Source organism: Sandaracinus amylolyticus (assembly GCF_000737325.1).
GTDB lineage: Bacteria > Myxococcota_A > Polyangia > Polyangiales > Sandaracinaceae > Sandaracinus > Sandaracinus amylolyticus.
This window is the reverse complement of record NZ_CP011125.1, coordinates 8,019,744-8,033,053: the sequence shown is the minus strand read 5'-3', so window position 1 is coordinate 8,033,053 and position 13,310 is coordinate 8,019,744. Positions and strand designations below refer to the sequence as shown.

Annotated in this window: 9 protein-coding genes; 4 read left to right on the top strand and 5 right to left on the bottom strand. The window is 70.0% G+C overall.

What is annotated here, in order from left to right:
• Positions 1–39: 39 nt before the first annotated feature.
• Entirely contained in the window at positions 40–1,134 is a 1,095-nt protein-coding gene (locus DB32_RS33845) for a S1 family peptidase (RefSeq protein ID WP_053236793.1), read from the bottom strand.
• Positions 1,135–1,234: 100 nt separating this feature from the next.
• Here DB32_RS33845 and DB32_RS33840 point away from each other — a divergent pair, with 100 nt between their 5' ends.
• The gene (locus DB32_RS33840; RefSeq protein ID WP_053236792.1) at positions 1,235–2,218 is read left to right on the top strand and encodes an Acg family FMN-binding oxidoreductase; all 984 of its coding nucleotides are present in this window, start codon (positions 1,235–1,237) and stop codon (positions 2,216–2,218) included.
• Here the strand turns inward: DB32_RS33840 and DB32_RS33835 are convergent.
• Positions 2,208–4,853, bottom strand: coding sequence for a CehA/McbA family metallohydrolase (locus DB32_RS33835; protein ID WP_053236791.1), 2,646 nt, complete (start codon positions 4,851–4,853; stop codon positions 2,208–2,210). The two genes, DB32_RS33840 and DB32_RS33835, sit on opposite strands and share 11 nt — an antisense overlap.
• 107 nt (positions 4,854–4,960) lie before the next feature.
• Complete coding sequence (locus DB32_RS33830) at positions 4,961–6,226, bottom strand: sialidase family protein (protein ID WP_053236790.1); 1,266 nt, start codon at positions 6,224–6,226, stop codon at positions 4,961–4,963.
• 185 nt (positions 6,227–6,411) lie between these two features.
• Between DB32_RS33830 and DB32_RS33825 the strand changes: the two genes are divergently transcribed.
• Both DB32_RS33825 and DB32_RS33820 read left to right on the top strand, forming a co-directional pair.
• On the top strand, positions 6,412–9,465 hold the full coding sequence (locus DB32_RS33825) for a peroxisomal multifunctional enzyme type 2 (protein WP_053236789.1): 3,054 nt from the start codon (positions 6,412–6,414) through the stop codon (positions 9,463–9,465).
• Positions 9,466–9,485: 20 nt separating this feature from the next.
• The gene (locus DB32_RS33820) at positions 9,486–10,667 is read left to right on the top strand and encodes a lipid-transfer protein (RefSeq protein ID WP_053236788.1); all 1,182 of its coding nucleotides are present in this window, start codon (positions 9,486–9,488) and stop codon (positions 10,665–10,667) included.
• A gap of 222 nt (positions 10,668–10,889) precedes the next feature.
• Here DB32_RS33820 and DB32_RS33815 read toward each other — a convergent pair whose 3' ends face one another.
• Both DB32_RS33815 and DB32_RS33810 read right to left on the bottom strand, forming a co-directional pair.
• Positions 10,890–11,300: a transposase gene (locus DB32_RS33815; RefSeq protein WP_083458127.1), complete on the bottom strand. Its 411-nt coding sequence runs from the start codon at positions 11,298–11,300 to the stop codon at positions 10,890–10,892.
• Complete coding sequence (locus tag DB32_RS33810) at positions 11,249–11,746, bottom strand: IS630 family transposase (RefSeq protein ID WP_075097691.1); 498 nt, start codon at positions 11,744–11,746, stop codon at positions 11,249–11,251. Before DB32_RS33810 ends, DB32_RS33815 begins: the two co-directional genes overlap by 52 nt.
• A gap of 410 nt (positions 11,747–12,156) precedes the next feature.
• Between DB32_RS33810 and DB32_RS33805 the strand changes: the two genes are divergently transcribed.
• On the top strand, positions 12,157–12,831 hold the full coding sequence (locus DB32_RS33805; RefSeq protein ID WP_053236785.1) for a CPBP family intramembrane glutamic endopeptidase: 675 nt from the start codon (positions 12,157–12,159) through the stop codon (positions 12,829–12,831).
• Positions 12,832–13,310: the final 479 nt, after the last annotated feature.

The following is a 13,310-nucleotide window of genomic DNA, read 5'->3' as shown; positions in this document are numbered from 1 at the left end:
GGATCGAGACGAGGACCGGCTCAGGTTTCTGCCGTCACGTCACTCGCACACGGCGCCGCCGCGCGCCGCGTCGAGCGTGCACGCGAGCCCGCAGCGCCCGCAGTCCGCGCGCCGCACCCGCCCACCCTCGCACCACGTCGCGACGGCGCCCTCGCAGCGCCCGGTCGCGTCGATCCCGCCGCAGGGATCGTCGCTGCGCGGCACGCACGTGACGCGACCATCCGCGCCCGGCATGCACAGCTCGTCGTCGCTGCACGTGTCGGTCTGGAGCGCGTCGTCGTCGCACCACACCGCGGTCGCGCCGCGGCACGTGCCGGCCTCCGTCACCCCGTCGCAGCCGTCGATCGGCGCCGGCGTCTCGCCGACGTTCTCCTCGATCCACGCACGCGCGAGGTCGACGCGCGTGTAGTTGTCGCGACCGACGCAGTCGGGATCGCCGTAGCTCAGCGCGCCGATCACGCGCACGCTCGAGTCCTCCGCGACGACCATCAGCGGGCCACCGGAGTCGCCGAAGCACACGCCTCGCTCGCCCATCCCGTCGATCGTCGTGAACTCGCCGCGCACCTGGACGATCGGCTCCGACGTGAAGCGCCGCGCGCCCGCGTTGCCGTCCTCGCGCTCGCCGTAGCCCGCGGCCTCCGCGGTCGTGCCGACGAGACCGCCGAGCGCGAACGTCGCGATGCGGATCGGCACGAGCCCGGGCACCGCGACCGTCGCGTCCTGCGCGAGCTCGAGCAGCGCGATGTCGAGGCTCGGGTGCGCGAGCTGCCGCACGACCGAGATGCTGCGATCGACGCGATCGGGGTTCGCGCCGACCGTGATGTCGCCGCCGCGCCGACCGAGACAGTGCGCGGCCGTGAGCACCCATCGCGGCGCGATCACGACGCCGCTGCACAGCCCGCCGAGCTCGACGCGCGCGATCGCGAGGATCTCGCCGGGCGTCAGCGGCAGCGTCGTCGGCTCGCGCGTACCGTAGTAGACGGCGGCGACGCGCTCGTCTCCGGGATCGCAGAGCGCGCCCCCGTCTCCGCTGCTCGATGGGCCTCCGTCACCGCCGCTGCCGCGACCGTGCGATGCGCTGCAGCCGAGGATCGACATCGAGAGCGCGACGAGGAAGAGGGCAGTGGATCGCATGGTCGTGGTCCGAGAACGAGCGAGTCGTTTGCGAGCGCAACGATAGACGACGTGTCAATCGGCGCCTTGTCTCGGCGCTCGTCGCGGGTACTTCCTTCGGATGCAGATCACGAGCGCGGTCGCGCCTCGCATCGTGTCCACACGCGCGCTGGTCGAGCGCGCGACCCGCGCGCCCTCGAGCCACAACACGCAGCCGTGGCGCTTCCGCGAAGAGAGTGATCGCGTCGTTGCCCTGCGCGCCGATCGCACGCGCGTGCTCTCGATCAACGATCCCGAGGATCGCGAGCTCACGATCTCGTGTGGCGCAGCGCTCCTGCACCTGCGCGTCGCGGCCGCGGCGGTCGGGCTCACCACGAGCGTGTCGATCCTGCCGTCGATCGAGGATCGCGATCTGCTCGCGCGCGTGAGCCTCGCCGAGGGCGTGGTCGACCCGGTGGACCGCACGCTCGCGCGCGCGATCGACACGCGGCGCACCGAGCGTGGTCGCATGCACGAGCGTCCGGTGCCCGACGCGCTGCTGCGCGAGCTCGAGTCGGCCGCCGTGCGCGAAGGCGCGTGGCTCCACGTCGTGCGCGCGCCGCGCGAGCGGGATGCGATCGCCTCGCTCGCGGCCGAGGGAGATCGTCGTCTCTTCGCGGATCGCGAGTGGCGGCGCGAGCTCGCGGTGTGGCTGCGCTCGCGGCGTGCCGGCGACGGGCTCACGTTCGTCCCGGCGCCCGTGCTCCCGATCGCGCGGATCGTGATCGCGCGCGTCGATCTCGGTGCGCACGTCGCGCGCGCCGATCACCACGTCGCGACGAGCGCGCCGACGCTCGCGGTGCTCGGCACCGATCGCGACGACGTGCCCTCGTGGATCGCCGCGGGACAAGCGCTCGCGCGCGTGCTCCTGCGCGCCGCGCTCACCGGCGCGCAGGCTTCGTTCTTCAATCAGCCGATCCAGGTCGCGTCGCTGCGCCCGGAGCTCGGCGCGGCGATCGGTCGCACGACGTTCCCGCAGCTCGTGATGCGCCTCGGGTTCCCCGTGCGCGCGTCCGCGCCGACGCCGCGCCGCGCGGTCGAGTCGGTCCTCGAGCTCAGCGCGTGACGAAGATCGGGTTCGTCACGCCGAAGGGCACGCGCCCGCGGTGCACCGGCTCGAGCGTCGCATCGCCGTACGCCGCGACGATCACGTAGCTGCCGCGCCCCTCCGCGACGTCGAATTCCACGTCGCGCTCGAAGCGCACGTGGGGGCGCGCGACGGGATCGGGCGCGTCTCCGGGCAGGATCTCGATCGTGTCGAGCGTGCGGCCATCGACGACGATCTCGATCGCGTCGACGTCGACCCAGCTCGCCGCCTGCACACGCACGTGCACGGTCGCGCGCGCGCCGCCCGCGACCACGTCCGCGCCGGGCCCCGCCTCCCCGATCGTCGCGTCGACGTAGATCCCGCCGCTGATCGTCGACCGTCCCTGCGCGACCGCGTCGCGCACGCCGGGGGGCGTGAGCTCGCGCGGGTCGTCGGTGCCGAGCGCCATGCACGTGCGCGGATAGCCGACGGGCGAGCCGTCGAGCCCGTGCGAGTCGCTCGATCCGACCGCGAACACGCGCCGGCCGCGATCGAGGAACGAGAGCCAGTGCACGACGAGCCGCTCGCGCTCGCGCCGCCAGTCCGCGTCGTTGAAGATCTCGACCGCGGTGAACTCGTCGTCCCAGTCGTCCTCGCGCTCGACCGTGCCGGTGACCGGGTCGTAGCCGACGTACCCGAAGTAGTTCGTGTCGCCGAGCGGATGATTGATGATCACCGTCGGTCGCTCGGGCCGCGCGCGCGCCGCGTCGAACACCTCGACGGGCGACATCGTGCGCAGCGGGAGATCGGGCTGCTCCGGCGTCGGCCACTCCTGCCAGAGCGGCGTCCCGTGGTTGATCTGCGTCGGATCCGGCGTGAGCGGCACCACGCCCATGTGGCCCCAGAGCTCCATGCTGCTCATCTCGACCGACCCGATGCCGCCGTACGCCCACGCCTCCACGCCGAGCGCGCCGACCTCCGCCGTGAAGTCCGCCGCGAACTCGTGATCGCTGCGCACCGGGATCTCGAGCCCGTCGGCGATCGCGCCGCGCAGCTTGTAGGTCACGTCGTCCGCCGAGTCGTTCGAGCGGCGGGTGTGGATGTGGAAGTCCGCGCACTGCACGTCCGGCGTCTCGATCACGCGCGCGAGCTGCCCGCTCACGTCGATCGTCTGGCCGTCGCTCGTGATCTCGACGTCGCGGCTCTCGAGCTCGTACTCGTAGCCGCGCGACATCACCACGCGCCAGCGCCCCGCGGGCACACGCAGCGTCTCGGTCCCGTCCTCGCTCAGCGCGACCTGCACGCGCCCCGACGTCGGCAGCGCCTCTCCGAACGCGCTCGGCACCGAGGGCACGCTCGCGCCGTCGAGCGGGAGCACCTGGATGCGCGAAGGCAGCGCGGCCCCGCTCTCGTCGGCCACCGTCACCCGCACCCATCCGCCCGCACCGAGCGCGAGATCGCGCGTCGTGCTCGCCGCGTCGATCGCCACCGGCCCGACGAGCGCATCGCCCTGTCGATACGCGAAGAGCTCGAGCGCCCCTTCGCTCGCCGGCACGTGCACCACGTAGCGGCCATCGTCGCCGGTGGGCAGCGAGCGCGTCAGATAGCGCTCCTCGCTCGCGCGCACGTGCACGCGCACGCCCGCCGCGGGCGCGCCGCTCGCATCGCGCACCACGCCCTCGATCGTTCGCATCGCGACGTCGTTCTCCTCGGCGTGCGCGCGCTGCAGCGCGTCGACCCCGGGCCCGCCAATCGTGAGCCGCGCGTGCTCGACCGTCGTGAGACCGCAGTCCGCGATCGGCCGCCGCGCGGTGAAGCGCGACTCGAACCCGGATGCGTTGATGCCGACGGAGAGATCGTCGCCCGGAACCTCGTACACGAACCCGACGCCGCGCTCGTCGGTGTACGAGATCGCGTCGACGCTCACGCTCTGCGGCGAGAAGCCCGGCCCCGGCGCGAACGCCGGCATGCGCGGCGTGTACATGAAGCCGTGCATCGTCGTGATCGATCCCGTCGGGAACGCGAGCGACGACGCGTAGGTGATGCGCACGTCGACGTGGCTCGAGCCCGGCTCGAGCACGTAGTCGATCGCGGCGTCGACCCCTTCGAACTCGGTCGACAGACGACGCGCGGTGATCGCCTCGAAGAACGGCAATGCGCGGAGCGGACCCGACGCGCGCACGATCGCGGCGCCTCCGTCGCTGCCGTCGGCGAGCACGGTCACGCTCGTCGTCATCACGGTGTAGCGACCGGTCAGGATCAGGATCTCGCCGAAGTCGCCCACGTCGACGAGCGCGCCGTCCTCCACGCGCGCGATGCCGAGCGGCCGTCCGCCCCACGGGTCGTAGAGGTGCGAGGGCCCGACGTCCTCGATCACCATCGCGACGCGATCGTTCGCGAGCAGGAACCCGCCCTCGTCCCACATCCCGAGGCCGCTGGGGAACGGCGGCAGCGCGTCGCCCGCGATGCGCCCCGCGCGCGCTTCTCCCGGCCCTGCGCCGAGCGGCTCGGCATGGCCATCCGGATCGCCGAGCTCGAGCTCCGGTGGGCTCTCGCACGTGGGCTGCGGCCCCGCGTCCTCGCCGCCGTCGACGGCATCGTCCTCGGGCTCGCCGCACGCGAGCACCATCGAGAGAGCGGAGATCGTGAAGCAACGAAGAAGCGACGCGCGCATGGCGCGACGGTAACAGAGACTTTGTCGAAACAACTAACGGGCGAGCTCGCGATCCTGGAGCGGGCCGATCGTCCTCGAGATCGCGCTCGCGCCGACTGTCTACGACCTCACTCGCACGTCGAGCGCGGCACGCGTCCCTCGCGGATCTGCAGGATCGGATGGCTGCGCACGTACGCGGTCTGCGGCAGCTCGGTCCAGTTCACGCCGTCGGTGCTGCGATAGAAGCGCTGCCGCTCGTACCACTGGTCCCAGCCGCCGTTCACCGCGACGAACGTGCCGCTCGCGCCGCGCGTGACCGCGCCGATCGCGACGCCGCCCGGCGAGAGCGGCGTCGACGTCCACGTCGCGCCGTCGCGCGAGCGGAACACGCGACCGCCGCCCCACACCATCAGCTCGCTGCCGGTCGACACCACGTCCGCCGACGACACCGACGTGCCGAGCGACCCCGCGGTCCACGTCGTGCCGCCATCGCGCGAGTGACACACGTCGCCGTTGCCGCCGACGATCACCATCGTCTCGCCGATCGTCCCGATCCCGCCGTCGTTCTGGATCGCCGCGCCGCACGACCCGGGGATCGATCTCGGCCTCCACCACGTGCGGCCATCGTCGGAGCTCAGCGTCACGTCGCCGCCGTCGCCCACCAGCAGCAAGCGACCACCGCCCGCGCTCGACGCGCCCGCGCGCCGCACGTTCCACCCCTCGAGCGCCGACGTGATCGGCGAGCTCCACGTCGCGCCGTCGTCCTCCGAGACGCGCACGTCGTGCGCGCCGAGCAGCACGTGATCGCCCTCGCTCGCGATGCCGCCGAACGTCGTGCCCTCGAGCGTGCGCTCCCACGTCACGCCGTCGCGGCTGCGATCCACACCGCCCGCGGGGCCCCAGCCGTACGTCGCGACGAACGTGCCGTCGCGCGTGTAGACGATGCCCTTCGCGCGCCCCGGATGATGATCGCAGTCGACGCCCTCGAAGCAGCGCAGCGAGTCGTCCATCGAGCGGTTCTCGATCCACGTGCGGCCGTCGTCGCACGAGATCGTCGTGCGCCCGACGTAGCCCTGCGCGACGAAGATCGCGACCTGATCGCCGCCGCCCGTGCCCGCGTCGACCACCGGCGTCGAGCCCGCGTCGGCGACCGGCGTCGCGCCCGCGTCGTCGCGTGACGTCGTGCCGCCGTCGGCGGGGAGAGGCGCGCCGCCACCATCCTCGTCGACGTTCGTCGAGCCCGCGTCCTCGCCGTCCGCGACCTGCGCGTCGCGGCGCGGGTCGAGCTGGGGCGCGCTGCCTCCGAGCTCGCCGTCGCACGCGAGCACGATCAGGGTCCAGGTGAGGATCGAGGCGACGCTCACCGCCATCGCGCGCGCGCTGGTTCCGGTCATCGGTGGGTCGGTACCGCGAGCGTCGGGCGACGGCTCAGGGGACGTTGTTGACTTTGGTTCGAGGGCCCACGATTCTTTCGCGCACGAAATATCGTCGCTCGAAACACAGGGCGAAACACGCGATCTGAGCGCGGACCTCGGGACTTGGTGGAGGAGGCCGCGACCGGGCGAGGAAGGAACGTTCGATGTCGAAGGAGCTCCGGTTCGACGGGAAGGTCGTCGTCGTCACGGGCGCGGGCAACGGGCTCGGGCGTTCGCACGCGCTGGAGTTCGCGCGGCGTGGCGCGAAGGTCGTCGTGAACGACCTCGGTGGCTCGCACACCGGTGAAGGAGCGAGCCAGACCGCGGCGCAGAAGGTCGTCGACGAGATCAAGGCCGCGGGAGGCGAAGCGGTCGCCAACTACGACTCGGTCGAGAACGGCGAGAACATCGTCGAGACCGCGATCGACACGTTCGGCCGCATCGACGTGCTGATCAACAACGCGGGCATCCTGCGCGACGTCTCGTTCGCGAAGATGACCGAGCAGGACTGGGACCTCGTCTATCGCGTGCACGTCAAAGGTGCGTTCAAGTGCACCCACGCGGCGTGGCCCCACATGCGCGATCAGAAGTTCGGCCGGATCATCATGACGGCGAGCGCCGCCGGCATCTACGGCAACTTCGGTCAGGCGAATTACGCGATGGCGAAGCTCGGCCTGGCCGGGTTCGCGAACACGCTCGCGATCGAAGGGCGCAAGAACAACGTCATCGTCAACACGATCGCGCCGGTCGCGGGCTCGCGCATGACCGAGACGGTCATGCCGCAGAACCTGCTCGACGCGCTGAAGCCGGAGTACGTGACGGCGCTCGTGGTCGAGCTCTGCCACGAGTCGCACGAGGACACCGGCGGCCTCTACGAGGTCGGCGGCGGCTACTACGGCAAGCTCCGGTGGGAGCGCACGAAGGGCAAGCTGTTCCGCCTCGGACGTCCGGTGAAGGCCGAGGACGTGCACGAGGCGTGGGGCGAGATCTCGAAGTTCGACGAGAGCGCGACGCACCCGCCGCACATCGCGGGATCGCTCCAGCCGATCATGGACAACGTCGAGGCCGGCCCGAGCAAGGGTGGCAATCAGTACATCGACGTCGATCAGGCGCTCGGATACGAGTTCCCGGAGATGAAGAGCGCCTATGACGAGCGCGATCTCGCGCTCTATGCGCTCGGCGTCGGCGCGGCGCGCGACCCCAACGACGATCGCGATCTGCAGCTCGTCTACGAGATGCACGGCAGTGGGTTCAAGCCGCTGCCGACGTACGGAGTCATCCCGGCGATCAACTGCATCCTCACGATGGGCAAGGAGGGCAAGACCGCGCCGGGCATGAAGTACGGTCTCGATCGCGTGCTGCACGGCGAGCAGTACCTCGAGCTCGTGCGCCCGCTGCCGCCCAAGCAGAAGCTCGTCCACAAGGCGAAGATCAAGGACATCTGGGACAAGGGCAGCGACGGCGGCAAGAAGGGCGGCGCCGTCGTGATCACCGCGATCGAGAGCTTCGACGAGGACGGCGATCTGCTGATCAAGAACGAGGTCAGCACGTTCGTCCGCGGCGCCGGCGGATGGGGCGGTGATCGCGGTCCTGCCGCGGAGGTGAACGTCGCGCCGGATCGCGCGCCCGACGCGCGCGTCGAGCAGACGATCGACTCGAACCAGGCGCTGCTCTACCGCCTCTCCGGCGACTGGAACCCGCTGCACGCCGACCCGGGCTTCGCAAAGGCGTTCGGCTTCGAGCGCCCGATCCTCCACGGCCTGTGCACGTTCGGATATGCCGCGCGGCACGTGATCCAGTCGTTCGCGAAGGACGGGGATCCTCGCTACTTCAAGAGCATCAAGGTGCGCTTCGCCGATCCGGTGCTCCCGGGCGAGACGGTGATCACCGAGATGTGGAAGGAGAGCGAGACTCGCATCCTCTTCCGCGTGAAGGTGAAGGAGCGCGACAAGGTCGTGATCTCCAACGCCGCGATCGAGCTCTTCCCGGAGCTGCCGAAGGCCAAGGAGAAGAAGAAGCCCGCGGCCGCGAGCGCGGGCGGTGGTGGCACTCCGATCCCGAATTCGAGCGACGTCTTCGCCGGGATCGCGGCGTTCGTCGCGAAGAAGGGCGCCGACGCGGTCAGTCAGGCGAAGACGATCTTCGCGTTCAAGCTCAAGAGTCCGGACTCGGTCTGGACTCTCGATCTGAAGAACGGGACTGGCTCCGTCGCGCAGGGTGAGAGCGTGCCCGCCGAGTGCACGTTCGAGATCACCGACGCGGACTTCATGGACATGGTCAGCGGCAAGGCCGACGCCATGAAGCTCTTCACCACGGGCAAGCTGAAGATCAGCGGCAACGTGATGGCGTCGCAGAAGCTCGGGCCGATCCTCAAGAACGTCGATCCCAACGACGTGATGGCCGCCGCGAAGAAGCGCAGCGGTGGAGGTGCATCGGCGCCCGAGCCGCACCAGGCGGGCAGCGTCGAGGTCACCCCGACGAGCGAGGACATCTTCGGCGGCATCACGCGCTACGTCGCGAAGAACACCGACCTCGCGGCGAAGATCAAGATCGTCTACGCGTTCAAGCTGAAGAATCCCGACAGCGTCTGGACGATCGATCTCAAGAACGGCAACGGCGCGGTCCTGAAGGGCGAGCCGATCCCGGCGGAGTGCACGCTGGAGATCAGCGACGCCGACTTCATGGACATGTGCACCGGCAAGTCGGACGCGATGAAGCTGTTCACGACCGGCAAGCTGAAGATCAGCGGCAACGTGATGGCGTCGCAGAAGCTCGACTTCCTCCGCAAGGTCGACCCGAAGGACGTCGAGGCCGCGATGAAGGCGCGCACCGGCGCGGGTGGCGGCGAGAAGAGCGCCGCAGTCGCCGCCGCGCCGAGCGCTCAGCCGAAGAGCGCGCAGGCGCCCGCGATCGTCGACGCGCTGAGCAAGCGCATCGCGAGCAACGCGGGGCTCGTTCGTGAGGTCGGATACGTCGTCGAGCTCCGGGTGAAGGACCCGGAGAACGTCTGGACGATCGATCTCAAGAACGGCAGCGGCAGTGTCGTGAGCGGCGGCGGAAAGGGCGCCGACACGATCGTCACGATCAGCGACGCGGACCTCGCGACGCTCGCCAGCGGCGCGACGACGCCCCAGAAGCTCTACCAGCGCGGCGCGCTCCGGATCGACGGAGACGCGCACGTCGCGCAGCGCCTCGGATTCATGACGAAGCTCGCGTGAGCCAGAGAAGGAGTACGACGATGACTCGCAAGGTGAACGTGATCGGCGTGGGCATGGTGAAGTTCCAGAAGCCCGGCGCGAGCGACGAGTACAACGTGATGGCGGCGGGCGCGATCCGCGCTGCGATGAAGGACTCGGGCGTGGAGTTCCGCGACCTCGAGCAGGCGTACGCGGGATACGTGTACGGCGACTCGACGTGTGGACAGCGCGCCGTGTACGAGGTCGGGCTCACCGGGATTCCGGTGTTCAACGTCAACAACAACTGCTCGACGGGCTCGACCGCGCTGATGCTCGCCAAGCAGGCGATCGAGGGCGGCATCGCGGAGTGCGTGCTCGCGGTCGGGTTCGAGCAGATGGAGAAGGGCGCGCTGCAGGCGAAGTGGAACGACCGCACCAACCCGCTCGACAAGCACGCTGGGCTCATGAACGACGTGCAGGGGTTCACGTCGGCGCCCGGCGCAGCGCAGATGTTCGGCGGCGCGGGGCGCGAGTACCGCTGGAAGCACGGCACGAAGCGCGAGACCTTCGCGAAGATCGCGGAGAAGGCGCGCAAGCACGCGAGCAAGAACCCGTTCGCGCTCTTCCAGGAGACGTACTCGGTGGAAGAGATCCTCGCGTCGCCCGAGGTGTTCGACCCGCTGACGCGATATCAGTGCTGCCCTCCGACCTGCGGCGCGGCAGCGGCGATCCTCTGCAGTGACGAGTTCGCCAAGAAGAAGGGGATCGGAAAGAGCGTCTACATCGCCGCGCAGGCGATGACGACCGACTATCCGTCGAGCTTCGGCGAAGAGTCGATGATCAAGATGGTCGGCTACGACATGACCAAGAACGCCGCGGCGAAGGTGTACGAGAAGGCGGGCCTCGGACCCTCGGACGTGCAGGTCGTCGAGCTGCACGACTGCTTCACCGCGAATGAGCTGCTGACGTACGAAGCGCTCGGCCTGTGCAAGGAAGGCGAGGCCGAGAAGTTCATCTGGGACGAGGACAACACGTACGGCGGCAAGTTCGTCACGAACCCGTCGGGCGGACTGCTGAGCAAGGGACATCCGCTCGGCGCGACCGGACTGGCGCAGTGCACGGAGCTGGTCTGGCAGCTTCGTGGTCAGGGCGACGCTCGACAGGTCCCGGGGGCTCGAGTGGCTTTGCAGCACAATCTCGGGCTCGGTGGGGCTTGTGTCGTGACGATGTATCGAATGGACTGATCGCCGCGCGCGCTGAGGCTTCGGCGGGGGCGCGGGGGAGGGGGTCCTCACTACTGGCCTTTGTCTCGGCTAAAGAGACAGCCGCGCGCCGCGGATGAAACCGTGCAGGAGGTCCTGGCGCTTCGCGATGCAGCCGAGCGCGGCGCGGACGCCACGCTCGAGCGCATGCCCGTTCATCGGGCAGGAGTTCGCGAGAAGATGGTGCTTTGCATAACGCCAGACCTACTCGTCGGGGTTGAGCGTTGGCGCGTACGCCGGCAGGAGGATGAACTCGAAGCGCGGATCGCCTTCGAGGCGCTTCGCGACCGTGCGATGGGCGGAGAGCCGGTCCCACACGAACGTGACGGGACGGCGGACCGCCCGCTGCACTTGGCGCACGAACCGCTCGATCTCGTCGGCGTTGAAGTTGCCGCGCAGCAGCCGGAAGTAAAGCCCGGTGCGCTGCGCTTGCGGCGAGATCGTGATCGCGCTGATGGCCGAGACTCGGTCGTGACGTGCGCCGCAGATGAGCTCTGGTGTCTCGCCGCGCGGCGCCCAGGTGCGAGGCGACGACGGCTGCAGCATGAAGCCGCTCTCGTCGCTCAGCGCGAGGACGCGGCCGTCGTCTTCCGCTTTTTTTTGATGCGCGGCCATTCCTCCTGTCGGAACCGCTCGACCGCTTCCGCGTCCTGCTCGCGCGCGCGGCGCACCGCCTTCTGCGGGCTGAATCCGAGACTGTGCAGCACGGCGTGCACGTTCGAGATCGAGTAGTGAACTCCGAACTCGCGCTCGATCACGTCACGCACGCGGCGAAGCGTCCAAAGCTCCGTTGCGAACCCGCTCGTGCGTGCGCCGAGCCGAAGAAGGACCACGAGCTTCGCCCGGTCGCTGTCGCTCAGGCGACTCTTGCCGCCGGCGTTCGGGATTGGATCGAGCGCGTCATCGCCGCCTTGCTCGAACATCTTCGTCCATCGCGCGACAGAGCCGGGCGCGCAGCCGAGCTGCTTCGCCACTTCGCGGATCGAGTGGCCACTGCGATGGAGCGCCACGCCGAGGCGACGACGGCGTTCGAGGTCTGCCTTACTTCCGGTCGGTCGCACGCCGGGAGGAGATCACGAGCTGATCGGCGTGTCGATCCCCTCCCGATCCGTTCGCCGGATGAAAGGTCAGTAAGCCTCGCGGGGGCCTCCTGCTGCGGTGTCGGTGACTGATGAGGTGGTGTCGGCGGCCGCGTGCGCTCTGCGCTCGCGGCCGCCTGGCATTCGGGGGGCTCGCGGAGGCTGGTGGGCCGCTGCGGAAGCGTTCGGACCCCCTCCCCCGCGCCCTGCTGGTGAGGTCTCGGCCGCGCGGGGAAGAGAGGGCGTCGCGGCTGGTGGGGTGGGGGGAGAGAGGTTCTCGCGGACGCGCTCTGCGCGTCCGCGAGAACCTCGGGACGGCAGCGCGCTTCGCGCGGCTGGAGCCGACTGACTCGTGGTGATTTGCGCACGCGCGCGGCTACTCTCTGCGTCGCATGTCCCTGCCACCTCAGCGCAGCTCGCGCGGCGATCGCATCGAGCTCGTTGTCGTCCTCCTCGCCGCTTGGGCGTGGCCGATCACCAGCGAGCTCCTCGAGCTGACGTCGTCGGGGCTCGAGCGGCGCATCCACTTCTCGAACGAGACGCTGCTCGGGCTGGTTCTCTACGAGCTCGTCGTCGGAGGAGCGCTGCTGCTCTTTCTGCGTGCGCGCGGCAAGCGCGTCTCGGTGTCCCAGTTGGACGCGTCGTGGCTCGCGACGGGCGAGGGCGTATTGCTCTGGGCGGTCGCGATGATGGCGTCTTGGCTCGGCATGGCGCTGCTCGCCGGCACGTCGCGCGGGCAGTCGGTCGCGTTCCACGGCGCGCCGAGCCCGGTGATCGCGATCTTGCTGGTGCTGGTGAACCCGGTGTTCGAGGAGTGCTTGCACCTCGGGTTCCTCCAGGAGCGCCTGCGCGCATCGGGGCCGGGATTCGCGATCGGCGCGTCGCTGATGGTCCGACTGCTCCTGCACGCCTATCAGGGGCCGCTCGCGGTCGCCGCGATCGTTCCAATGGGTGTCGTGCTCGGGCTCCACCACTGGCACACTCGCCGCCTCTGGCCGGCGATCGTCGCCCATGCGATCGCAGATGCGCTCGCGCTCGCGACGCTGCGACCGGCGATCGAGAGCTGACGGACATGAAGTCCCGGACTGAGCTGATCCCCGCGCGGGGGAGGGCTCGTCGGGGCGCGGGGGAGGGGGGCCTCACTAAGCCTCGCGGGGCCCACCTGCGGCGGCGGTGGCGACTGACGACGTGGTGTCGGCGGCCACGTGCGCTCTGCGCTCGCGGCCGCCTCGCTTGCGAGGGCCACACGGAGACTGGTGGGCCGCTGCGGAAGCGTTCGGACCCCTCCCCCGCGCCCTGCTGGTGAGGTCTCGGCCGCGCGGGGAGGGAGGCAGTCGCCGCTGTTGGTGGGGGGAGAGAGGTTCTCGCGGACGCGCCTTGCGCGCCCGCGAGAACCTCGGGACGGCAGCGCGCTTCGCGCGACTGGAGCCGATGTGCGCCCATGACCGTTGTCGGTGCTCGTAGCTCTGGGATAGTGTGGGCGATCACGAGCTTCTCGTCGGGGCCGACGTTCCTCGGGATGAGCTTCCAGCCGAATAGCTGGTAT